We start from the raw sequence: 23,467 nt of genomic DNA, 5'->3' as shown, positions 1-23,467 counted from the left end.
CCGTCGGGCCAGTCGGCCCGGCGAGGGGATTGCTGATAGAAAGAGGGCGCATGCGAATCCTGGTGGTCGAGGACGACGTCAACCTGAGCCGACAGCTCAGCGAGGCATTGAAGGAGGCCGGCTACGTGGTGGACCAGGCCTTCGATGGCGAGGAAGGCCATTATCTCGGCGATACCGAGCCCTATGACGCCATCATCCTCGATATCGGCCTGCCGGAAATGGACGGGATCACCGTGCTGGAAAAATGGCGCGCCGACGGCAAGGCCATGCCCGTGCTGCTTTTGACGGCGCGCGACCGCTGGAGCGACAAGGTCGCCGGCATCGATGCCGGCGCCGACGACTATGTCGCCAAGCCCTTCCATGTCGAGGAGGTTCTGGCTCGCATCCGCGCGCTCATCCGCCGTGCGGCGGGTCATGCCAGCCCCGATATCGTCTGCGGCCCGGTGCGCTTGGATACCAAGGGATCGAAGGCGACGGTCAACGGCGAGACCCTCAAGCTGACCTCGCACGAGTACCGGCTTCTCTCCTATCTCATGCATCACATGGGCGAGGTCGTCTCGCGAACCGAGCTGGTCGAGCATATGTACGATCAGGATTTCGATCGCGATTCCAACACGATCGAGGTTTTTGTCGGCCGGCTGCGCAAGAAGATCGGCGTCGATCTGATCGAGACCGTGCGCGGCCTCGGCTACCGGATGCAAGCCCCCGCCAATGGCAAATAACGCCAGGCGCTCCCGCTCGCTCACCGTTCGCGTCCTCTTTCTGGCCTCCCTCTGGGCCGCGGTGGCGCTTGTCGTCATCGCCGTCGTCATCTCGACGCTCTACCGGCAGAGCGCGGAGAAGAGTTTCCGCGACCTGCTGCGCGCGCAGCTCTACAACGTCATCAACTCGATCTCGACTAGCGAGAACACGCGTCTGGCCGGCACGCCGCAGCTGGGCGACCTGCGCTTCTTCCAGCCGCAATCGGGCTGGTACTGGATCGTCGAGCCGATCGGCGGCACGCTGGAGGGCGAGGCGCTGACCTCATCCTCGCTCGGCACGGGCAGCATTCCCATCCCGGACACCGACAGCATTCCCTTCGATACCCGCTACGAGCGCTTCTACACGACCATCGATTCCTTCGGGAACGAGGTCGAGGTGGGCGAAACGGAAGTGGTGCTCGACGACGAGGGGCGAACGGCGCGCTTTCGGGTCGTCGGCAACCGAGACGTGCTGGAAAGCGATATCAGCGACTTCTCCGGCAGCCTCTATCTGGCGCTTGCCGGTTTCGGTGTGGGAAGCCTGTTGCTCAACGCGGCGGCGATCCTGATCGGTCTGCGACCGCTCGACCGCGCCCGAAAGGCGCTGGAAAAGATCCGGGCCGGGGAGAGCGAGCAGCTCGACGGGGAATTTCCGCGCGAAATCCTGCCGCTTGCCAGCGAAGTGAACGCGCTGATCGACAGCAACCGGCGTATCGTGGAGCGGGCGCGCATGCAGGTGGGCAACCTCGCACATTCGCTGAAGACGCCGATTGCCGTGCTTCTCAACGAATCGCGGTTGATCTCCGCGCCGCAGGGCGAACTGGTGAAGACGCAGGCCGAGGCGATGCAGAGCCAGGTGCAGTCCTATCTCAACCGCGCCCGCATCGCAGCCCAGCGCGAATCGGTGCTTGCCCGCACTGAGGCGCTTCCGGTGCTGGAGCGCCTGGTGCGCGTGATGCGACGGCTAAACGCCGACAAGCAGTTTCCCCTCCATGTCGATCCGCCCGGTATCATGCTGGCGATGGAGCAGCAGGATATCGAGGAAACCGTCGGCAACCTTCTGGAAAACGCAGCGCGCTATGCCAGAAACACCGTCAGCCTGCGCGTCTTCATGGCGCCCGCCGACCTGCGCGGGACCGACGATGCGCGCAAGAGCTGGGTCATCGTCGAAGTCGAGGACGACGGGCCCGGACTGGAGCCAGACGAAATCCGCGAGGCGATGAAGCGCGGGAAGCGGCTTGACGAGAGCAAGCCCGGCACGGGCCTCGGCCTTTCCATCGTCAACGAAATCGCGTCGGAATATCAGGGTGTTTTCGGGCTGTCCCGCGGGCCGGGCGGCGGGCTTCTCGCGCGTCTTGTTCTTCCAGCCGTTACAAAGGATGTTGCTTGACACGGCGGACAATGCAACAAGGGATGGTCCGCGATATGAGGATCGCGGGATTGAAGAATGACGGCGGCTTGCCGCCCTTGCGTGAGAGACGGTTCCAGCGGATGAAGACGGGTTTGCGCGGCGCCTTTTTCCCCCTCCTTCTGGCGACAGTGACGGTTTCGGGATGTACGACCACATCAGGTGGAAAAACCTCCCTCGGCGGGTCGGCATCGGGCGGCCTGTCGGGTCCTGCCGCCTATATCACGGCGCTGCAGGGCGGCCTTGTCAGCCGCAACACGTCAGCGCAGCTTTCCAAAGCCGACATGCAGCGGGCGCTCGAGGCTGAATATCGTGCACTTGAAGCCGCACCCGGCGGCCAGCCCGTCGTATGGCAGGGCAAGGGCGTCGGCGGCTCTGTGGTCGCGGCCGCACCCTATCAGGTCGGTTCGCAGAACTGCCGGCAGTACAGCCACACGCTGACAGTCGACGGCCGCGAGACCGCGACGCGCGGCGCCGCCTGCCGCAATGCAGACGGTGCCTGGGCGCCGTTGTCCTGAGCCTGACGGCCCGTTGCGGCGAAACGCCTCAAATTCGCGTCATCGTTCCCTGGGGAATTGGAAACGCCCGCATGTTCCAGTAATGGAACGAGCATGCTTTTCTGGATTCTCGTCGCCATTCTGACGGCAGCGGTCGCCGCCGTCCTCCTTCTGCCCCTGCTGCGCCGGCCACCGGCCGCCGCGGGCGATGCCAGCCATGATGTCGAGGTCTATCGCGACCAGCTCGAGGAGTTGAAGCGCGACGAGGCCACCGGGCTCATCGCGCCGAACGAGGCGGAGCTCGCCCGCGCCGAAGTTGCGCGCCGGTTGATTGCGGCAAGCAAGGCCGAGGCAAAGGAAAAGGCTGCCCCCGCGACACGGCGCAACCGGCTGGCGCAGGCCTTCGTCATCGCGATCCTTCCGATCACCGGTCTCTGTCTTTACATCGCGAACGGCCGCCCGGACCTGCCGGCGCAGCCGCTGGCGGAGCGTCTCGCCAATCCCGGAAACGACGTCAATATCCTGATTGCTCGGGCGGAAGGCCATCTTGCGCGCAATCCAGATGATGGCGCTGGCTGGGATCTCCTAGCGCCGATCTATTATCGCAACGGACGCATGGAAGAGGCGGCCAATGCCTTCTCGCAGGCAATCCGGCTGCTCGGCCCTACCCAGGAGCGGCTTGATGGCTATGCCGAAACGCTGATCGCCCAGGCGAACGGCATCGTGACGGCGGATGCGCGCGCGCGGCTCGAGCAGTCGCTGGCGCTGCAGGCCGACAATCCGCGTGCGAAATATTATCTGGCGCTGGCGCTGGAACAGGACGGGCGACGCGATGAGGCGCGCGCCGCCTTTGAGACCATGGCGAAGGATGCACCGGCGGATGCTCCCTGGCTGCCGCTGGTCAACCGACATATAGCGGCGCTCGCTGATGGAACGGAAACCGGCCCGGGCGGTGCACTCGGCAATCCCACGGTGGGCGATGTGGCAGCAGCCGAAGAAATGTCGGCTGGTGACCGCCAGCAGATGATCGCCGGTATGGTCGACAGTCTTGCCGCCAAGCTGGACGAAGACCCTGATAATTTCGAAGGATGGATGCGCATCATCCGTTCCTATGTTGTGCTGGATCAAAGGCCGAAGGCGGAGGCCGCGTTACAGACGGCGCTCAAGATGTTCCCGGCGGATAGCGAAAACGGCAAACAGCTCGTGGCGCTCGCCCGGGATCTGTCGATCTCGACCGGGGGAAGCGGACAATGACACGCAAGCAGAAGCGTCTGGCGGTTATCGGCGGCGGCGTCGCTTTTCTGGTGGCGGCGGTGCTGCTGGTGATGTTCGCCTTCAGCCAGTCCATCGCCTATTTCTATGTGCCAGGCGATCTGGCCAAGGCGAGCGTGCCGCCCGGCACGCGCATTCGCCTCGGCGGCCTCGTCGAGGACGGCACGGTCAAGCGCGGCGAAGGATCGACTGTTACCTTCACGGTGACGGATACGCTTTCAACGGTGCCGGTGACCTATACCGGCATTCTGCCCGACCTTTTCCGCGAAGGGCAGGGCGTGGTGGCAGAAGGCACCTTCGGCACCGACGGGCTCTTCATCGCCGATACGGTGCTTGCCAAGCATGACGAGACCTATATGCCGAAGGATGTGGCGGACAGGTTGAAGGCGCAGGGCGTCGAACTCTCCGGCAAGGAAACGATCAAATGATCATCGAGCTTGGCCATTATGCCCTCATTCTGGCGCTGGCGACCGTCATCATCCAGTCGGTATTGCCGCTGATCGGCACGATCCGCAACGACCGGGCGCTGATGGCCGTGGCGCCGGCCGCGGCCTTTGCCGGTTTCCTGCTCGTGCTGTTTTCCTTCTCGGTTCTGACCTTCGCCTATGTCGTGTCGGATTTCTCCGTCGCGAATGTCTGGGAGAACTCGCATTCGCTGAAGCCGATGATCTACAAGATCTCCGGCGTATGGGGAAACCATGAGGGCTCGATGCTGCTCTGGCTCCTCATCCTGGTCTTCTTCAGTGCGCTGGTCGCAAGCTTCGGCGCCAATCTGCCCGAGCGGCTGCGGGCCAATGTGCTGGCCGTGCAGGGACTGATCTCCACGGCCTTCGCGCTCTTCATCCTCCTGACGTCGAACCCGTTCATCCGTCTATCGCCGGCGCCCGCCGAGGGGCAGGACCTCAACCCTGTCCTGCAGGATATCGGCCTCGCAATCCACCCGCCGCTGCTCTATCTCGGCTATGTCGGCTTCTCCGTCTGTTTCTCCTTCGCCATCGCCGCGCTGATCGACGGCCGTATCGATGCGGCTTGGGCGCGCTGGGTGCGACCCTGGGCGCTCACCGCCTGGTCGTTTCTCACCGCAGGCATCGCCATGGGCTCGTACTGGGCCTATTACGAGCTGGGCTGGGGCGGCTGGTGGTTCTGGGATCCGGTGGAAAACGCTTCGTTCATTCCCTGGCTTGCCGGCACCGCGCTCCTGCATTCTGCGCTCGTCATGGAAAAGCGCGAGGCGCTGAAGATCTGGACCGTGCTGCTCGCCATCCTGACCTTCTCCATGTCGCTGCTCGGCACCTTCCTGGTGCGCTCAGGCGTGCTGACCTCGGTGCATGCATTCGCGACAGACCCGACGCGCGGCGTCTTTATCCTCGCGATCCTCATCTTCTTTATCGGCGGCGCGCTGTCGCTCTTTGCCTTCCGGGCGGCGACGCTGAAGGCCGGTGGCCTGTTTGCGCCGATCTCGCGCGAAGGCGCGCTCGTTCTCAACAACCTCATCCTCACCACGGCCGCCGCGACGGTTCTGACGGGCACGCTCTATCCGCTCGTGCTGGAGGCCTTGACCGGCGAGAAGATTTCCGTCGGGCCACCGTTCTTCAACCTGACCTTCGGCCTTCTGATGCTGCCGCTCCTGCTGGCGGTGCCGTTCGGACCGCTGCTGGCCTGGAAGCGTGGCGATATCCTAGCAGCGGGGCAGCGGCTGTTCGCGGCGGCCGCGATCGGTCTCGCGGTGGCCGCTGCGGTGATGTATTCCTATCGCGGCGGGCCGGTGCTTGCCTATTTCGGCATTGCCATCGGCTTCTACATGATCGCGGGTGCAGTGACGGATCTGTGGCTGCGCGCCGGTATTGGCAAGGTGGCCGGCAATGTCGCGTTCCGCCGCTTCGTCGGCCTGCCGGGCTCGGCCTTCGGCACGGCGCTCGCGCATATCGGCATCGGTGTCACTGTTATCGGCATCGTCGCCGTTACCGCCTTCGAGACCGAGCATGTGGTGGAAATGAAGCCGGGCATGCAGGTCGAGGCAGGCGGCTTCACGCTGACCTTCGACGGCATGCGCCGCGGGCAGGGGCCGAACTATTCCGAAGAATCCGGGCACTTCACCGTCGCACGCGCAGGTGCGGTCGTGACCGACATCTGGTCGTCGAAGCGGTTCTACACGGCGCGGCGCATGCCGACGACAGAGGCGGGTATCCGCACATTCTGGTTCAGCCAGCTCTATGTTTCGCTTGGAGATGCCATGGCGGATGGCGGCATCGTCGTGCGGGTATGGTGGAAGCCGATGATCCTGTGCATCTGGATCGGCACGCTCATCATGATGGCGGGTGGCGCGGTATCATTGTTCGACCGGCGTCTTCGCGTCGGTGCGCCGCAAAAGGCCCGCAAGGTTAAGGCGGCTCTGGAGGCGGCCGAATGATCCGCCGCCTGCTCATGGCCGTAGCGTTCCTGCTTGCCGCGTTTCCCGCCTTTGCGGTCAATCCCGACGAGGTGCTTTCCGATCCGGCGCTGGAAGCCCGCGCCCGGGCGCTGTCCGCCCAGCTTCGCTGCATGGTCTGCCAGAACCAGTCGATTGACGATTCGAATGCCGAACTGGCCCGCGACCTGCGCCTTCTGGTGCGAGAACGGCTGACGGACGGTGACAGCGATGAGGCTGTCATCGATTATGTCGTCTCCCGCTACGGCGAATTCGTACTGCTCAATCCGCGCCTGCGTGGCGAGACGCTCCTTCTATGGGGCGCGCCGATCGTGCTGTTTGTGGCGGGCGCCGTAGCCATGGTGCTTTTCGTGCGCAAACGCGGCGGCAAGCCCACGGGAACGCCGCTATCCGACGCCGAAAAGGCAGAGCTGGATCGTGCCCTGCGCCGCGACTGACAGGAAAATTCCAACATTACGAAAAATTCATGCGGCGGATAGTGTGCCGTAATGTGCGACCGCCTATCTCTTTTCCATCGGCTGCCGGGCGCAGCCCTGAAAGAAGAGAGAAGGTGCACAGAATGGCCAAGATTTCCGCGTTCCGTCCGAGCCTCAAGGCTGCGTTGCAGACGACCACCGTCGCAGGGCTCGCAGCCGTTATGCTCGCGACCGGCATCCCCGCGCGCGTTACTGAAAGCTATGCAGAAGCCGTTTCCGTCCAGGCGCCGCAGGTTGCGAGCTTCGCCGACGTCGTTCAGGCCGTTTCCCCGGCCGTGGTTTCCGTCCGTGTTGAATCCGATGCCAAGCCGTCCAACGATGAAAGCAATTTCTCGTTCAACTTCGGCGGCCGCGGCTTTGACGAGCTTCCCGACGATCACCCGCTGAAGCGCTTCTTCCGTGAATTCGGCGGCCAGGACCAGTTCCGCGGCGACCGTGGCCCGGATCGAGGCTTCGGTGACCGCCGTGGTCCCGGCCGCAAGCCGCATCTTCGCCCGACCGCGCAGGGCTCCGGCTTCTTCATCTCCGAAGACGGCTACATTGTCACCAACAACCACGTCGTCAGCGATGGCTCGGCCTTCACGGTCGTCATGAACGACGGCACCGAGCTTAAGGCCACGCTTGTCGGCAAGGACAGCCGCACTGACCTCGCCGTGCTGAAGGTCGACGAGAAGGACAAGCGCAAGTTCACCTATGTCAGCTTTGCCGATGACAGCCAGATCCGCGTCGGCGACTGGGTCGTGGCGGTCGGTAACCCGTTCGGCCTCGGCGGCACCGTGACGGCGGGCATCATCTCCGCCCGCGGCCGTGACATCGGCTCCGGCCCCTATGACGACTACCTGCAGGTGGATGCCGCTGTAAACCGCGGCAATTCCGGTGGCCCGACCTTCAATCTCAACGGTCAGGTCGTCGGCATCAACACCGCCATCTTCTCGCCGTCGGGCGGCAATGTCGGCATCGCCTTCGCGATTCCCGCATCGGTCGCCAAAGGCGTCGTTGCCAACCTGATGAAGGATGGCAAGGTCGACCGTGGCTGGCTCGGCGTCCAGATCCAGCCGGTCAGCCGCGACATCGCCGACTCGCTCGGCTTGGCGGATGCCGCCGGTGCCCTCGTCGTCGAGCCGCAGGCCGACTCGCCCGGTGCCAAGGCCGGCATCAAGAAGGGTGACGTGATCACCGCGCTCGAAGGTGAGCCGGTCAAGGATCCGCGTGACCTCGCCCGCCGTGTGGCCGATATCGCGCCCGGCAAGACGGTCGATGTCGCCGTATGGCGCGATGGCAAGTCGCAGACCATCAAGGTCGAGATCGGCACGCTGGCCGGCGAAGCCATCCAGGCCGCCACGACCACGGATGACGCTGCTCCCGCCGACGAAACCAGCGAGCAGGCGCTTGCCGATCTCGGTATCTCGGTCACGGCCGGCGACGACGGCTTGACCGTCTCCTCTGTCGATCCGGACTCCGACGCCAGCGATCGCGGCCTCAAGGAAGGCGACCGCATCACCTCCGTCAACAACCAGACCGTCAAGTCTGCGGACGAGGTGATGAAGGTGATCGAAGCCGCCCGCAAGGATGGTCGCTCCAAGGCGCTGTTCCAGGTCGAGACCAAGGATGGCAGCCGCTTCCTGGCTCTGCCCATCGACCAGGGCTGACCGGCTCCGTAAATCTTCGCATTGACGGCGCCGCGGGATCGAACGATTTCGCGGCGCTGCCGTATCCGGCGCGTGCTGCTGGTAAATCCCGCCGAACATGCTGTAAGGTTCCGCCATGAAGTTATTGATTGTGGAAGACGATCTGGAGGCAGCCGCTTATCTCGCGAAGGCTTTTCGCGAGGCCGGCATCGTTCTCGATCATGCCAGCGACGGCGAGAGCGGCCTCTTCCTGGCCACGGAAAACAGCTACGACGTGCTGGTCATCGACCGCATGCTGCCGCGGCGTGACGGCCTTTCGCTGATCTCAGAGCTGCGCCAGCGCAACATCCACACGCCCGTGCTCATTCTGTCCGCCCTCGGGCAGGTCGATGATCGCGTGACGGGCCTTCGCGCCGGCGGCGACGACTACCTGCCGAAGCCTTATGCGTTCAGCGAGCTGCTCGCCCGTGTGGAGGTACTCGGCCGCCGCAAGGGCACGCCGGAACAGGATATGGTCTACCGGGTGGGCGATCTCGAACTCGACCGTCTGTCCCACACCGTCAAGCGCGCCGGCAAGGAAATCCTGCTCCAGCCGCGCGAGTTCCGTCTTCTCGAATATCTCATGAAGAATGCCGGGCAGGTCGTGACGCGCACCATGCTGCTCGAAAACGTCTGGGACTATCATTTCGATCCCCAGACCAACGTCATCGATGTGCATGTCTCGCGGCTGCGTTCGAAGATAGAGAAGGATTTCGACCAGCCGCTGCTGCGCACCGTGCGCGGCGCGGGATACATGATGAAGGAAGAGGCGGCGGTCTGAACCGATGCAACGACTGCTTGGCCGGCTGACCGCACTCTATCGCACGACCGCCGTGCGCCTTTCGGCGGTCTATCTCCTGCTGTTTGCCGCCTGCGCGGCCGTTCTCGTCTTCTACGTTTCCTCCATGTCCGAAGGCCTGCTGCAACAGCAGATGCGCGAGGCCGTGGCCCAGGAGGCCGAGCAGATCGAGCGCATCTTCGACAACAACGGCATGAACGGCCTACTGCGCACGCTCGAGCGGCGCGCGCGCCAGCCGGGTGCCAATCTCTACATCATCGCGAGCCCCACGGGCGAGGTGCTGGCCGGCAACGTGGCCTCCATCCAGCCGGGCGTGCTGGACACGGAAGGCTGGACGACAATACCCTTCCGTTATCAGCGCTACCAGGAAGAGGCGCGCGGCACAAACCGCCCCATGGCCTATGCGCAGGTCAATGTCTTGTCGAACGGGCTTCGCATCCTGGTTGGTCGCGACCTCGGCGAACCGGAAAACTTTCGCAAGCTGGTGCGGCAGGCCCTGATGGTGGCGCTTGGCGTCATGGGCGTCGGCGCGCTTGCCATCTGGTATCTCATCGGGCGCAACGCCCTCAAGCGCATGGATCGCATGTCGGACGCCAGCCAGCGGATCATGGCCGGCGACCTTTCACAGCGTTTGCCGACCAGCGGATCCGGGGACGAATTCGACCGCCTTTCCGAATCGCTCAACACCATGCTCGGCCGTATCGAGAAACTCGGCGAGGGGCTGAAGCAGGTTTCCGACAACATCGCCCACGACCTCAAGACGCCGCTGACACGGCTGCGCAACAAGGCTGAGGCTGCGCTGGCAGTTGGAGACGGGGCTGATCACCGCAGCGCTCTGGAAGAGATGATCGTCGAATCCGACCAGCTTATCCGCACCTTCAATGCGCTCCTGATGATCTCCCGCGTCGAAGCCGGGCAGGCGCCGGCGGAAATGAGCGCGGTGGATATCAGCGGCATTACACATGACAGCGCCGAGCTCTACGAGCCCGTTGCTGAGGATTGCGGTCTGAAATTTACTACCGACATTGCCGAAGGTATCGAGGTCAAGGGCAATCGTGAGCTCGTCGGTCAGGCACTCGGAAACCTTATCGACAACGCGATCAAATATGCCGAGGGCAGCGACGGCGAGCCGGATATACGTATCTCGCTTGCACGGCGGGATAACGAGGTCGTGCTTGCTGTGGCGGACAGCGGCCCGGGCGTGCCGGAAGACAAATATGGCGACGTGATCGAACGCTTCGTGCGGCTCGATGCCAGCCGCTCCAAGCCGGGAACGGGGCTTGGCCTGTCGCTGGTCGCGGCGGTCATGGAAATGCACCAGGGTCGTCTGGAACTCGACGCCACCCATCCCGACCGGGAAAACAACCGTGGCCTGACGGTCAGGATGGTTTTCCCCGTCCTGCCGGACTGATACATCTCCTCCTCAAAAGCGAGGAGACATCATGAGCGTGACGACGGCAACGCGGCTATCCGATCTTACGGCATCTCCGATCCGGCCCCTGAGCCAGACGGACGCCAAGTCGGTCCTGTCCGATCTGAAGGACTGGGGCCGCGACCACCCCGCTATTGCCGGCCTTCTCTCCACGGATGGGCCGCTCAAGGATTTCATCGTCGCGGCTTTTTCTCTGTCTCCCTATCTGCGTGATACGGCCCGCATCGATCCCGCCTTGCTGGTCCGGGCGGTGGAAGAGCCCGTCCTGCCCGTCATCGAGGCGGCCATTGCCCGCGCCCGTGCCGCCTGGCAGCCGGGCGAAGGAGAGGTGACGGAGGCGGTGCTGATGACGCGGCTTCGCGTTGCCAAGCGCGAGGTTGCCTTCCTTACCGCGCTTGCCGATCTTGCGCGCATCTTCGATGCCCGCCGGACGACGGCGCTTCTGACCGAGCTTGCCGAAGCCACGACATCTGCTGCCATCGATCATCTGCTCCTGTCCGCCCATGAAAGCGGCAAGGTAAAGTTGCCGGACCCTGCCCATCCCGGCGAGAAATCCGGCCTCATCGTGCTTGGCATGGGCAAGCTCGGTGCCGCGGAACTGAACTACTCCTCCGATATCGACCTCGTCGTTTTCTTCGACCCGATGGCGGACATCGCGACGGATCCAACGGAGGCGGTAGAGACGTTTTCCCGTCTTGTACGCCGCCTCATCCGTATCATGCAGGAGCGCACCGCCGACGGTTACGTCTTCCGCACCGACCTGCGCCTGCGGCCCGATCCGGGGGCCACGCCGCTCGCCATCTCCTTCGATTCCGCGATGCTCTATTACGAGAGCCGAGGCCAGAACTGGGAGCGCGCCGCCTTCATCAAGGCCAAGCCCGTTGCTGGCGATATCGAAGCAGGCCGCAACTTCCTCAAGGGCCTCATTCCCTTCGTCTTCCGCAAATATCTCGACTATGCGGCAATCTCCGATATCCACTCGATCAAGCGGCAAATCCATGTCCACAAGGGGCATGGCGAGATCGCAGTGAAGGGGCATAACGTCAAGCTCGGCCGCGGCGGTATCCGCGAGATCGAGTTCTTCGTACAGACGCAGCAGCTTATCGCGGGCGGGCGCGTGCCCGCACTGCGCCTGCGCGCGACTGAACCTATGCTCGCAGAACTCGCCAATGCCAACTGGATCGACACGGCGACGGCCGACGAGTTGACGGAAGCCTACTGGTTCCTGCGCGACGTCGAGCACCGCCTGCAGATGGTCCGCGACGAGCAGACCCACGTCCTGCCCGAGACCGAATCGGAACTGAAACGCATCGCCTTCATGCTCGGCTTTGCGGATACGGCGGGCTTCTCCGAAAAGCTCGTGTCCGTGCTCAAGACCGTCGAGCGCCGCTACGCCGCCCTGTTCGAGCAGGAGGCAAAGCTGTCGTCGGAGGCCGGCAATCTCGTCTTCACCGGTCAGAAGGACGATCCCGATACGCTGGAGACGTTGAAGAAGCTCGGCTTCGAGCGTCCCGCCGACATTTCCCGCACCATCCGCACCTGGCATTACGGCCGCTACCGCGCCACGCAGTCCGTCGAGGCGCGCGAGCGGCTGACGGAACTGACGCCGGAACTGCTGCGCGTCTTCGGCCAGAGCAAGCGGGCCGACGAAGCGCTGCTGCGCTTCGACAGCTTCATTTCCGGCCTGCCTGCCGGCATTCAGCTGTTCTCGTTGCTCGGCAACAATCCCGCGCTGCTCTCCCTTATCGTCAACATCATGTCCTCGGCGCCGCGCCTTGCCGAGGTCATCGCGGCAAAGCCGCATGTCTTCGACGGCATGCTGGATCCCGGCCTTCTGGCGGAGCTGCCGACGCGCGCCTATCTTGCCGATCGCATCGAGGGTTTCGTTTCGGGCGCGCGCCACTATGAGGAAATTCTCGACCGCCTGCGCATCATCGCCGCCGAGCAGCGCTTTCTGATCGGCATTCGCCTGTTGACGGGGGCAATCACCGGAAAGCAGGCTGCACGTGCCTTCACCCATGTTGCAGACCTCATCGTCGCGGCGGCGCTCAAGGCGGTGCTCGACGAGGTCGAGGCGGCGCACGGCAAGTTCCCCGGCGGGCGTGTGGCGCTGGTCGGCATGGGCAAGCTCGGCAGCTTCGAGCTGACGGCGGGCTCCGATATCGACCTCATCCTCCTCTACGATCACGACAGCGACGCCTTCGAGTCGGATGGTGCAAAGCCCCTCGACAATATCAAATACTTCACCCGCATCACCCAGCGCCTGATCGCCGCGCTCTCGGCGCCCACCGCGGAGGGCGTGCTTTACGAGGTGGACATGCGCCTGCGGCCTTCCGGCAACAAGGGGCCGGTCGCCACGCGCATCACATCCTTTGCCAAGTACCAGGCGGAAGAGGCCTGGACCTGGGAGCACATGGCGCTGACCCGCGCGCGCCTTCTCTGCGGCGATGACAGCCTGGTGGCAGAGGCGGGAGAAATCTTCCGCGGCGTGCTGGGCCGCAAGCGCGATACCGCCAAGACGGCAAAGGACGTTGCCGAGATGCGCACGCTCATCGATCAGGAAAAGCCGCCGAAGGACATCTGGGACCTGAAGCTGATCGCCGGTGGCCTGATCGATATCGAGTTCATCGCTCAGTTCCTTGCGCTGGTCGCACCTGCGCGCGGCGCGGCCCAACCGGAAGGGGCGCTCCCCACCGCAGAGGCGCTTGCCGAGCTCGGCCAAGCCATGATGGATCCGAACGATCTCGAGACCGTGCAGGGCGCGCTGTCGCTCTATACGGAAATCTCGCAGATCGTGCGTCTGTGCGTGGATGGCGGCTTTGATCCGAAGGAGGCGCCCGCCGGGTTGATCGATCTCGTCTGCCGCGCAGGCGAGTGCCCGGACCTGCGCACGCTGGAGGCGGAAATCCGGCGTGTCTCCAAGGCGGTGCGCAAGATCTTCCATGCGACGGTCAAGGGCTGACTGTCGCGCCCTCAGGCCGCCGCCAGGTGAAGTGCGGCGAGCCGTTCGCGGTCGGGAATGCGCACGGAGATGATCGTGCCCTTGCCCTCGTCGGAGCGGATGCGCATGGCGCCACCATGCAGGTGGGCGAGCGAGCGCGAGATGGCGAGACCGAGCCCCGAACCGCCCTTGCTCTTGGCATACTGGCTCTGCACCTGTTCGAAGGGCTGGCCGATCTTCTGGAGGGCGGATTTCGGAATGCCGATGCCGGTATCGGCGATCGTCAGCGTGATGGCGCCATCCACGCGCCGCGCCCGAACTTCAACCTTACCGCCTTCGTTGGTGAACTTCATGGCGTTGGACAACAGATTGAGCAGGATCTGCTTCATCGCGCGGCGGTCTGCCACGGCGACGAGGTTGCAAGGGCAGGCTTGCTCGACCGTGATGTTCTTCTTCTCGGCCTGCAACATGGTGAGGCGCAAGGTTTCCTCGATCAGTGGCGCAAGGTCGACCGCCTCGCAGCTGATGCGCATGTGACCGGCCTCGATCTTCGACATGTCGAGAATGTCGCTGATGACGTTGAGCAGGTGCTTGCCGCTCTCGTGGATGTCACGGGAATATTCGCGGTACTTGTCCGAGCCGATCGGGCCGAACATCTGGTTCTGCAGGATCTCGGAGAAGCCGAGGATGGCGTTGAGCGGCGTGCGCAGCTCATGCGACATGTTGGCGAGGAATTCCGACTTGGCGCGGTTCGCCGCCTCGGCTCGCTCCTTTTCTGCCTGGTAGTTGGCATTGGCCAGCGAAAGCTCGGTCTTCTGCCGCTCCAGCTTGGCGCGCGAGGCCGAAAGGTCGCCGATGGTCGCCATCAGGCGGCGTTCGGATTCGCGCAGGCGCACCTGGTGGCGCTTCATCATCGTGATGTCGGTGCCGACGGAGACACGTCCGCCGTCACGCGTGCGACGCTCGTTGATCTGCAGCCAGCGTTCGTCGGCGAGCTGCACTTCGGTGGTCTGGGAAACGCCAGTGCCGTCAGCATCAGCAATGCGTCGCTCGATGACAGGCCGGGCAGCAGCGGCATTCACCACGGCGCGGTCGGTGCCGGGCACCAGCACCTCGTCCGGCAGGCCATAGGCCTGCTGGTAATGCGCGTTGCACATCACGAGCCGGTCGTTCTTGTCCCATAGCACGAAGGCTTCCGACGTGCATTCGATGGCGTCGGCAAGCCGCTCGTCGGCTTCCTGATAGCGCTGGGCGAGGCGGTGCTGTTCCGTCACGTCCATGGCGATGCCGATCATGTGCATCCGGCCGGAGGACATGCGTATGAGCTGGGCGCGCGCCCGCATCCAGACATAGTGTCCGTCGGCATGGCGCATGCGGAAGACCTGGTCCACCTGCTTGGCCTCACCGCGGGCAACCGCACGCGCCACCTGGTAGATGCCGTCGTCATCTGGATGCATCAGCCGCGCGGCGTCACCGAAGGACAGCACGCTGTCGCGGGCCGGCATGCCGAGCATCTCGTACATCGAACTCGACCAGAACAGCCGGCGGTTCGCCAGGTCGAAGTCCCACAGGCCGCAGCGGCCGCGTGCCAGCGCCGTTTCCACGCGCAGATTGGACTCCGCGAAGATGGCATCGGCGTCGCGGGCGCGCTTAGCCTGGATGTAGTAGGCATAGAGAATGACGAGCAGGATCGCCGAAATCCCGGTGAAGAGTGTCACGTTCAGCGCGATCTCGTCGCGCCAGAAGAGCGCTGTCTGGCCCAGCGGATTGGCGACCACGATGAAGCCGCCCTTGCGCGGCATCTCGACGAGCGAGGCGTAATAGTCGTCGCCGCCGATACGGGTGCGGAAGACCGTCGCCGGATCACCGAAATACTGGATGGCGGCAAGTTCGGGCGAGAAGCGCGCGAGCGACTGGCCGACATAGCGAGAGGCGGCCAGGGAGCTGCCGAAGACGCGGCCGTTTTCTGCAACGAACAGCACAATGCCGCCCGGCTGCATGCGATCCTGCGGCAGGTTGACGGACAGCGTAGCCTCCACCGCCATGCGGTCGGCTTCGGCGAGGCTTTGCGCCATCGTGCCGGAGAAGGCCGCGCCGACAGCGAGCGCCGTCAGCGATGTCGTGTCACGCACACTCGTGTCCATCCGGTCGTGTTCGACCAGAATGCCGACGACCCGCGATATCGCCACGACAAGCAGGAATGCAATGATCAGGATCGGTATCGACCGCTTCAGCACGGGCTCCGCCCGTGACAGATGCCGTGCGGTCGGCCCCGCGAAAATTTTCGCTGGCCCTGTCGCCTCGGATTTCCAGGCCGCCATTCCCGGAAACTTGAGACGAGTCCACCCGCCGGCTGCGCGTCCTCGTTGCGCGTCCGCCATAGTCTTCAAACCTTGTAACCCTCTCGTGATTCGGCGCGCCGCTCGCCCGAATCTGCCATAATGAATCAATTGTGATTCGGCTTGTCTATAGAAAAAGGTAAAACTTTTTTAACCATTTTTGACGGGTGCGATTTGGTAGACCAAACCGGCACTTAAGCGCAGCTCTGGCCGTCTTCGGGCCGCCGTGGCCTGCTGTCCTGCTCGTGCCACTCCTTCAGCAACAGGGCGCGCCGGCGCGGATAGCGTGTTTCCATGAGCGCGATTTCGCGCATCCGGTCTGTGCGGAAATGCCGGAAATCGTCCCGCGTCTCGCACCACGCGACGAGCATGCGCGTTTCTTCAAAATAGCCGAGCGCAACCGGCCAGATGACGCGTTCCGTAAAGGTGCCGGCACCGTCCGCATAGGCAAGACGCAGTTTTCGCTCACGGCGGATGGCGCTGCGCAGCAGCACCAGATCCACCACTTCCGCATCGACGACCCGTCGCGGCCCGACCAGCAGCGCCGTGTTTTCCAGTTCGTCGCGCAGTTCCGCCGGCAGCACGGCCGAAATCTTGGCGAGCGCATCCGATGCCGCCTTGGTCACGGGCATGTCTGCGAACTTCTGAACCCAGCGAAAACCGAGTATCAGCGCTTCCAGCTCGCTTTGCGAAAACATCAGGGGCGGCAGCATGAAGCCGGGGCGCAGCACATAGCCGACGCCCGGCTCGCCCTCGATGTCGGCGCCCTGTGTCTGCAGCGTGGCGATGTCACGGTAGAGCGTGCGGATGCTGACGCCGAGTTCGCGGGCGAGCGTCGCGCCGCTCACCGGATGCCGATGGCGCCTGAGAAGCTGGAGGAGGGCGAGCAGTCTTTCCGAACGGGCCATGGAACGATACTGCCATTTTCTGGCAGTGGTGTCGCCTAGTATCCCTTCGTCAACACAGCGAAAGGACGCTTCCCATGACCTCTCCCAACCTCCTGATCCTCTATGTCGAAGATCCTGCCCGTAGCGGCGGCTTCTATGAAAAAATTCTGGAACAGGCGCCGGCCTTCCAGTCGCCCGGATATGTCGGCTTCGCGTTCGAAAGCGGGCTCAGCCTCGGTCTCTGGTCGACCAGTTCGCCGGAATTCGTCTCCGCGGGCACGGGGCATCGCTCGGAAATCGCCATCGCCATCGACGGCGACGACAAGATCGACGCATTGCATGACACGTGGAAGGCGGCGGGCGTTGCCATCGAGCAACCGCCGTTTACAGCTGTCTTCGGACGCACCTTCGTGGCTCTCGATCCCGACGGGCACCGCATCCGCGTTTGCCCGCCGGATAAATAAGCAAAGGTTTCAACCCTTCAGCATGCGCTCCACGATGTCGGAGACGTCGGAGGAGAGCTTCTCGCCCGCAGCGATGGTGCGCAACGCGTTGCGGGCGTGATCGGAACGGACCTCCTCCAGCGCGCGCCAGGAGCGCATGGAGGTGAGGATGCGCGCGGCCAGCTGCGGGTTCTTCGGGTCGATCTCGAGGATCTGCTCGGCGAGGAAACGGTAGCCCGCGCCATCCGCCCGGTTGAAGCCGGTCGGGTTCGAGAAGGCGAAGGTGCCGACGAGGGCGCGAACGCGGTTCGGGTTCGACTTGGCGAAATGCGGGCTCGTCATCAGCGCCTGAACGCGCGCAAGTGCTCCATCGCCCGGAATGGTCGACTGGATGGCGAACCATTTGTCGATGACGAGCGCATTGTCGGCAAAGCGGGCGCGGAAGGATTCAAGCGCCTCCGCCGTTTCCGGCGCTGCCGGGAAGCGGTGTGCCAGCACCGTCAGGGCAGTGCTGCGGTCGGTCATGTTGTCGGCGCTGGCAAAGGCCTCGGCCGCGCGCGCCGGTGTGCCGTCGCTGACGGCGAGATACGAGAGGGCGGCATTGCGCAATGCCCGGTGGCCAGCACTTGCCGCATCCGGCGTGAAGGTACCCTGTGTGCGGTGACGTTCGAACAACGTCGCAAAGACCGCCGCACCACGGTTGGCGACGAAAGCCAGCACGGCTTCGCGGCCAGTTCGGATGGCATCGGGGTCGTTGTTGCTGCCCAGTTCCCGGGCGATATCGGATTCCGACGGCAGCGCCAACGCCTGCGCGCGGAAGGCGGGCTCCAGATTTTCGTCGCCGGCGATGGCGATCAGCGTGTCGGCGAGCACGGCGCTCGTCTCGACCGTCTCTCCGGCGCGTGCCCTGCGGGCCGCCTCGACGAGGCTTGGCAGGGCGAGGTCGTTCAGCGCCTGCCAGCGCGAGAAGAGATCGCTGTCATGACGCGCGATATGGGCGAGATCGGCCGGAGCCTGCTCGAAATGCAGGTTGACGGGCGCGGAGAAGCTGCGGTTGAGCACCAGGACCGGGCGCGACGGAATGCCGGAGAACGTCACCGTCTGGCGGCGCTCCTTCAGATGCAATACATCACCCGTGACGTCGGCACCGCTCACGGCTGCGGTCTTTGCCTCCGAACCGTCCCCCAGCAATAGGCCGAAGCGCAGCGGAATGTGCATCGGTTCCTTGACGCTCTGGCCGGGCGTCGGCGGTATCATCTGCTCCAGCGAAAGCGTGAATTCGCCCTTCGCCTGATCGTAGGCGCAGGAAACGCTGACGAGCGGCGTGCCGGCCTGATGATACCAGAGCGAGAACTGCGTGAGGTCGATGCCGTTGGCGTCCTCGAAGCACTTTACGAAGTCCTCGATGGTGGCGGCATCGCCGTCATGGCGCTCGAAATAGAGATCCATGCCCTTCTTGAAACCGTCATGGCCGACGATGGTCGCGATCATGCGCGTCACCTCGGAGCCCTTCTCATAGACAGTCGTCGTGTAGAAGTTGTTGATTTCGCGGTATTTCGTCGGCCGTACCGGATGGGCGAGGGGGCCGGCATCCTCCGGGAACTGCTCCGATTTCAGATGGCGCACTTCCGCGATGCGCTTGACCGGGCGCGAGCGCTGGTCGGCGGAGAATTCATGGTCGCGGTAGACCGTGAGGCCTTCCTTCAGGCACAGCTGGAACCAGTCACGGCAGGTGACGCGATTACCGGTCCAGTTGTGGAAATATTCGTGGGCGATGATCGCCTCGATATTCGCATAGTCCTGGTCGGTCGCCGTTTCCGGGTCGGCCAGCACATATTTGTCGTTGAAAACGTTGAGCCCCTTGTTCTCCATGGCACCCATGTTGAAGTCGGAGACGGCGACGATCATGAAGATGTCGAGGTCGTATTCGCGGCCGAACACCTCTTCATCCCATTTCATGGAGCGTTTCAACGCGTCCATCGCATAGGCCGCACGCGCTTCCTTGCCGTGCTCGACATAGATCTTCAGCGTTACCTCGCGCCCGGACATCGTGGTGAACGTGTCCTCCACGACGCCGAGGTCGCCGGCAACGAGCGCGAAGAGATAGGACGGCTTCGGGTGCGGATCGAACCAGGCGGCGAAATGCTTGCCCTCGCCATAGCCGGCGCCGCCGAGGAAGTTGCCGTTGGAGAGCAGCAGCGGGCAACTTGCCTTGTCGGCGATGATATTGACCGTATAGACCGCAAGAACATCCGGCCGGTCCGGGAAATAGGTAATGCGGCGGAAGCCCTCGGCCTCGCACTGCGTGCAATAGACGCCGTTCGAGCGATAGAGGCCCATAAGCTGGGTGTTGGCCTCCGGGTTGATCATCGTGGTGATCGTGATTTCGAAGGGTTCGCTCGCCGGCAGGTCGCGGATGGTCAGGCTGTCCGGCGTGGCGTCATAGCGCGCCGCATCCATTTCCATCTGGTCGAACAGTAGGCCCGTCATGACGAGCTCGTCGCCGTCAAGAACCAGCGGTGCGGCCACGTCCGCGCCTTCGCGACGATGGAAAATCAGGCGTGCCTCGACCTTGGTTTCCGTGGGGTCCAGTTCGAAAGTCAGGTCGACGCGCTCGAGAACGAAGTCAGTCTGGCGATAGTCCGCCAGATGAATGATCTGGCCGTTCTCAGTCCGCATGGATATGTCCTGTTTCTATCGCTCCGGCCTGTCCCGTTCGTGCATGACGCGACATCCCGCCGGGCGCATTGCCCCCAAATTCCACCGATTGATATGCTTATTCGCTTAACATCTCATTTCCACGGAACCGCCGTTCACAACTTTGTGCTGACTTGAGACAGGTTGGCATGCACGCCGCACCCGCGAGCGCGGCGCTTCGCTCAGGCGGCGCGCATATTTTTCCGCGACATATCATCATATTTGATGCCCACGGGCCGGTTTGTCCCGCTAGAGTGGCCGCGTCCGGATCGATTCCCGATGCGCCAAACATCTGACGCCGCGACCTGCCGGTCGCGCAGAGCTTTTCATGGATATGCCGCACCACGACCCCATGAGGGGTATTTTCCTCAAGATCGCTTCCGTTGTGATCTTCCTGTGCATGTCCACGCTGATCAAGGCGGCGGGCAAGGATATGGCGGCCGGGCAGATCACCTTCCTGCGTTCGGCCTTCGCCATGGTGCCGATCGTCGTCTTCCTGGCGTTCAAGGGACAGCTCGTCGATGCCTTCCGTACCCGCGATGTCATGGGCCACCTGAAGCGCGGTTTCGTCGGCATCCTGGCTATGGGCTTCGGCTTCTACGGCCTCGTGCACCTGCCGCTGCCGGAGGCCATCGCCATCGGCTATGCCATGCCGCTCATCGCCGTCGTCATCGCGGCGGTTTTCCTCAAGGAAAAGGTCGGCATCTATCGCTGGTCGGCGGTGCTCGTCGGGCTGACGGGCGTCTTCATCATCACCTGGCCGCGGCTGACCCTGTTCCGCGAGGGCGGCGTCGGCTCGGCGGAGGCGATGGGCGCGCTCGCGGTACTGCTATCCGCGACACTCGGCGCGGTGGCGATGGTGCTGGTCCGAAAGCTCGTGAAGACGGAACGCACGCATACGATCGTGCTCTATTTCTCGCTCTCGGCCTCCGTCTTTTCGCTCGCCACGCTGCCCTTCGGCTGGAATGCGCTCGGCTGGGAGGCGCTCGGCCTTCTGGCAATGGCCGGCTTCTGCGGCGGGGTCGCACAGCTCCTGCTGACGGCAAGCTACCGCTATGCCGACGTCTCCACCATCGCGCCCTTCGAATACACCTCGATCGTTCTCGGGCTGGCGGTAGGCTATTTCCTGTTCGATGACATCCCGACGTCAGCGATGCTGATCGGCACGGCCATCGTGGTGAGCGCCGGCATCTTCATCATCCTGCGCGAACACCGTCTGGGTCTGCAGCGGCGCGCGGCGCGCAAGCACGTCACGCCTCAGGGCTGACGCCATTCCGGCGTCGTGGTGTCTTCCATCGGCTCCTCCGTCGGCGCGTCGGGCTGCAAGGCGGCAGCGGCGGCGTCGGCGCCAAGCGGCTGTACCGCCATAGCCTGGAAGTCCGTCTTGACGACAAGGCCATCATTCTCCTCGCGGCGGCTGATGCGCCAGGCGGCATAGGCGCTGTAGAGGGCAAAATAGCAGGCCAGCACGACAAAGAGGGAGCCGGGGCCGAACCGGTCCATGATCGGCCCCACCATGATCGGAGCCGAAATCGTGCCGACGCCGTAGACGATCATCATGCCTGAGGAAACCTCGACATATTCGTCCGGCTGGGCAAGGTCATTCGCATGGGCGACATTCAGCGCGTAGATCGGGAAGATCACCGCACCGACGCAGGCTGCCACCGCGTAGAGCAGCACCGGCGGCCCGCCGGAAACGGCGGCCATGACGGCGCAGGAGAGCGCACCGAACGCTCCGCAGGCGACCATGACGCGCCGTCGGTCCATCCGGTCGGATGCGCGTCCGATGGGAATTTGTGACAGGGCGCTGCCGATGAGCACCGAGGCGAGTAGCGTCGCACCCTCGGCGGTGGAAAGTCCCGTGCGCTGCGTGAACACGCCGCCGAGATTGAGCCACGCGCCGGAAAGCGCACCGGCAAGGAAGGCACCGATGACAGCGACGGGCGAGCGCCGATAGAGCGTCGGCACGTTGAAGCGTGCCTGCGTCGGCGGGGCCGGCAGCGGGGAAGAGGTCAGCGCGGTCGGCAGCAGCGCCACGGAAAAGATTATGCCGCAGAGAATGAAGAGTGAGGTGTTGGTGGGATCGCCGAGCGGCACGAGATACTGTCCGCCGATCGTTCCGACCATAGTGGTGATGAGATAGACGGAGAAGATCGAGCCGCGGTTGTCGTTCGTGACGCGCTCGTTGAGCCAGCTTTCGATGATAAGATAGCTGCCAGCGATGGCAAAACCCGATACAGCGCGAAACAGCATCCACGCCCGCCAGTCCACCACCAGCGCGCAGAGCAGGATGCCGATGGCGAGAAGCGTGATGAGCGCCACGAAGACGCGCACATGGCCGACGAGCAGCACGAACTTCGGCGTGACGATGCATGAAAGCGTGAAGCCGACCGTGTAGCCGGTAGCGATCATGGCGATGGTCTGCGTCGACCAGCCCTCCGCGACGGCACGCACCGGCACGACATAGCTTTGCAAGCCGAAGGCCACCATCATCAGGAGGGTGGACAGCATCAGGCTCAGAATGGAGACAAGGCTTGCCAGCATGGGGGCTCCGCGAAAGGCATCCAGTTTCAGAATGTCGCTCTATTGCGCCGGCCATGCTCTGTCCATGGCGACAATCGCTGGCGTAACCAGGAAGATTTTCCGGAGTGCGGAGGGTTTCTCGGAGGAGCAATGTTGTGAAGGAAGTGCCGGGTGCATGCCCGGCATACCGAAAGGAGGTTACACGCTTGAGAATCCGGGTTTCGGTTATTGTCAGACTGTTCGGTTGGCGCCTGACTCTGACAGTAAGCCGATAACAGAACGGAGATCGGGCTTCGGCCTAGTCTCTACCGGAAGGAAAGGCGTCTCACCTCCTCACGGCAGAGATCATATCACGGCTTTTGGCCATGGACAAAGCCGGTCAGTTCGGCAGGAAGGCCTTCAGCGGATCATGCCGCTGGGCAGCGTCGCGCGGCAGCGATGCCAGTACCGAATATTCGCGTGCGGCATTCACGGCCGCACGGATATCGGCGATATCGGAAACCAGTCGGCGAAATTTCAGCATGGCTTGCTCCTGTGTGCATCTGCCGGGCACGCTCTCACGCACCCGATCCGCATCAGCGTGTGACGAACTCGGCGAAGAGCTGGGCAGGACGGTTGATGCGGGAAAAGCCGATGGCCGTAAGCTGCTCGTTGGCCGGCGCGCAGATGCCGCCGAAGCCACGGCCGGTGCGAAGACCGGAATGGCGGAGCGTCTCAAAGCTCGAGTGGATGGGCCGAAAACGGGCGGTCATGGGTTCAGTTCCTTAAATCCTGTCCCTCCCATGCCTGTATATTGCGCCGCAACATGGATTTTGCAATGCGACATTCCGCCCGGCAGATATGTGCAATTCGCATGGCTGGCGAAACATTTTGTTCATGCTTGAGGCAGAATCGCGGCACCGCGATTGATCCTCATTC

At 63.6% G+C, this 23,467-nt stretch carries 19 protein-coding genes; 13 read left to right on the top strand and 6 right to left on the bottom strand.

What is annotated here, in order from left to right:
• The first annotated feature begins 50 nt into the window (after positions 1–50).
• The 11 genes from MNR02_RS11865 (at position 51) to MNR02_RS11815 (ending at position 13,681) form a co-directional block, all read left to right on the top strand.
• Positions 51–722: a response regulator transcription factor gene (locus MNR02_RS11865; RefSeq protein ID WP_119258894.1), complete on the top strand. Its 672-nt coding sequence runs from the start codon at positions 51–53 to the stop codon at positions 720–722.
• The gene (locus MNR02_RS11860) at positions 712–2,130 is read left to right on the top strand and encodes a HAMP domain-containing sensor histidine kinase (protein ID WP_241946919.1); all 1,419 of its coding nucleotides are present in this window, start codon (positions 712–714) and stop codon (positions 2,128–2,130) included. The genes MNR02_RS11865 and MNR02_RS11860 overlap by 11 nt, the downstream gene beginning before the upstream one ends.
• A gap of 101 nt (positions 2,131–2,231) precedes the next feature.
• Entirely contained in the window at positions 2,232–2,666 is a 435-nt protein-coding gene (locus tag MNR02_RS11855; RefSeq protein ID WP_241946918.1) for a hypothetical protein, read from the top strand.
• Between the two features lie 93 nt (positions 2,667–2,759).
• Positions 2,760–3,899, top strand: a complete 1,140-nt coding sequence (gene ccmI, locus MNR02_RS11850; RefSeq protein ID WP_241946917.1) for a c-type cytochrome biogenesis protein CcmI — start codon at positions 2,760–2,762, stop codon at positions 3,897–3,899.
• On the top strand, positions 3,896–4,345 hold the full coding sequence (gene ccmE, locus MNR02_RS11845) for a cytochrome c maturation protein CcmE (protein ID WP_241946916.1): 450 nt from the start codon (positions 3,896–3,898) through the stop codon (positions 4,343–4,345). The genes ccmI and ccmE overlap by 4 nt, the downstream gene beginning before the upstream one ends.
• Positions 4,342–6,327 (top strand): heme lyase CcmF/NrfE family subunit, encoded by a 1,986-nt coding sequence (locus MNR02_RS11840; RefSeq protein WP_241946915.1) that lies wholly within the window; start codon positions 4,342–4,344, stop codon positions 6,325–6,327. Before ccmE ends, MNR02_RS11840 begins: the two co-directional genes overlap by 4 nt.
• Positions 6,324–6,782, top strand: a complete 459-nt coding sequence (locus MNR02_RS11835) for a cytochrome c-type biogenesis protein (RefSeq protein WP_241946914.1) — start codon at positions 6,324–6,326, stop codon at positions 6,780–6,782. Before MNR02_RS11840 ends, MNR02_RS11835 begins: the two co-directional genes overlap by 4 nt.
• Positions 6,783–6,904: 122 nt before the next feature.
• Positions 6,905–8,470, top strand: a complete 1,566-nt coding sequence (locus MNR02_RS11830; protein ID WP_241946913.1) for a Do family serine endopeptidase — start codon at positions 6,905–6,907, stop codon at positions 8,468–8,470.
• Between the two features lie 115 nt (positions 8,471–8,585).
• Positions 8,586–9,269: a response regulator transcription factor gene (locus MNR02_RS11825; protein ID WP_134647530.1), complete on the top strand. Its 684-nt coding sequence runs from the start codon at positions 8,586–8,588 to the stop codon at positions 9,267–9,269.
• Positions 9,270–9,273: 4 nt separating this feature from the next.
• Positions 9,274–10,698, top strand: coding sequence for an ATP-binding protein (locus MNR02_RS11820; RefSeq protein WP_241946912.1), 1,425 nt, complete (start codon positions 9,274–9,276; stop codon positions 10,696–10,698).
• A gap of 31 nt (positions 10,699–10,729) precedes the next feature.
• The gene (locus tag MNR02_RS11815; protein ID WP_241946911.1) at positions 10,730–13,681 is read left to right on the top strand and encodes a bifunctional [glutamine synthetase] adenylyltransferase/[glutamine synthetase]-adenylyl-L-tyrosine phosphorylase; all 2,952 of its coding nucleotides are present in this window, start codon (positions 10,730–10,732) and stop codon (positions 13,679–13,681) included.
• An 11-nt stretch (positions 13,682–13,692) separates the two neighbouring features.
• On the opposite strand, the gene MNR02_RS11810 is transcribed toward MNR02_RS11815, so the two are convergent.
• Positions 13,693–16,050, bottom strand: a complete 2,358-nt coding sequence (locus MNR02_RS11810) for a PAS domain-containing sensor histidine kinase (protein ID WP_241946910.1) — start codon at positions 16,048–16,050, stop codon at positions 13,693–13,695.
• Positions 16,051–16,193: 143 nt separating this feature from the next.
• Positions 16,194–16,907, bottom strand: coding sequence for a YafY family protein (locus MNR02_RS11805; RefSeq protein WP_241946909.1), 714 nt, complete (start codon positions 16,905–16,907; stop codon positions 16,194–16,196).
• A gap of 74 nt (positions 16,908–16,981) precedes the next feature.
• On the opposite strand from MNR02_RS11805, the gene MNR02_RS11800 reads away from it, so the two are divergent.
• On the top strand, positions 16,982–17,350 hold the full coding sequence (locus MNR02_RS11800) for a VOC family protein (protein WP_241946908.1): 369 nt from the start codon (positions 16,982–16,984) through the stop codon (positions 17,348–17,350).
• A 9-nt stretch (positions 17,351–17,359) separates the two neighbouring features.
• Here the strand turns inward: MNR02_RS11800 and pepN are convergent, their stop codons facing one another.
• Positions 17,360–20,008 (bottom strand): aminopeptidase N, encoded by a 2,649-nt coding sequence (pepN, locus tag MNR02_RS11795; RefSeq protein ID WP_241946907.1) that lies wholly within the window; start codon positions 20,006–20,008, stop codon positions 17,360–17,362.
• 346 nt (positions 20,009–20,354) lie between these two features.
• Between pepN and MNR02_RS11790 the strand changes: the two genes are divergently transcribed.
• Entirely contained in the window at positions 20,355–21,293 is a 939-nt protein-coding gene (locus tag MNR02_RS11790) for a DMT family transporter (RefSeq protein ID WP_241946906.1), read from the top strand.
• Here MNR02_RS11790 and MNR02_RS11785 read toward each other — a convergent pair.
• The 3 genes from MNR02_RS11785 to MNR02_RS11775 all read right to left on the bottom strand — a co-directional run bounded on the left by MNR02_RS11785 (position 21,284) and on the right by MNR02_RS11775 (position 23,301).
• Positions 21,284–22,570, bottom strand: coding sequence for an MFS transporter (locus tag MNR02_RS11785; protein ID WP_241946905.1), 1,287 nt, complete (start codon positions 22,568–22,570; stop codon positions 21,284–21,286). The genes MNR02_RS11790 and MNR02_RS11785 overlap by 10 nt on opposite strands.
• A gap of 358 nt (positions 22,571–22,928) precedes the next feature.
• A complete protein-coding gene (locus tag MNR02_RS11780; RefSeq protein ID WP_160870912.1) occupies positions 22,929–23,072 on the bottom strand; it encodes a hypothetical protein in 144 nt (47 codons plus the stop codon).
• A 52-nt stretch (positions 23,073–23,124) separates the two neighbouring features.
• Complete coding sequence (locus MNR02_RS11775) at positions 23,125–23,301, bottom strand: hypothetical protein (protein WP_241597143.1); 177 nt, start codon at positions 23,299–23,301, stop codon at positions 23,125–23,127.
• Positions 23,302–23,467: the final 166 nt, after the last annotated feature.

This window comes from Shinella sp. H4-D48 (assembly GCF_022637395.1).
Lineage (GTDB): Bacteria > Pseudomonadota > Alphaproteobacteria > Rhizobiales > Rhizobiaceae > Shinella > Shinella sedimenti.
This window is presented reverse-complemented; position numbering and strand designations above follow the sequence as displayed.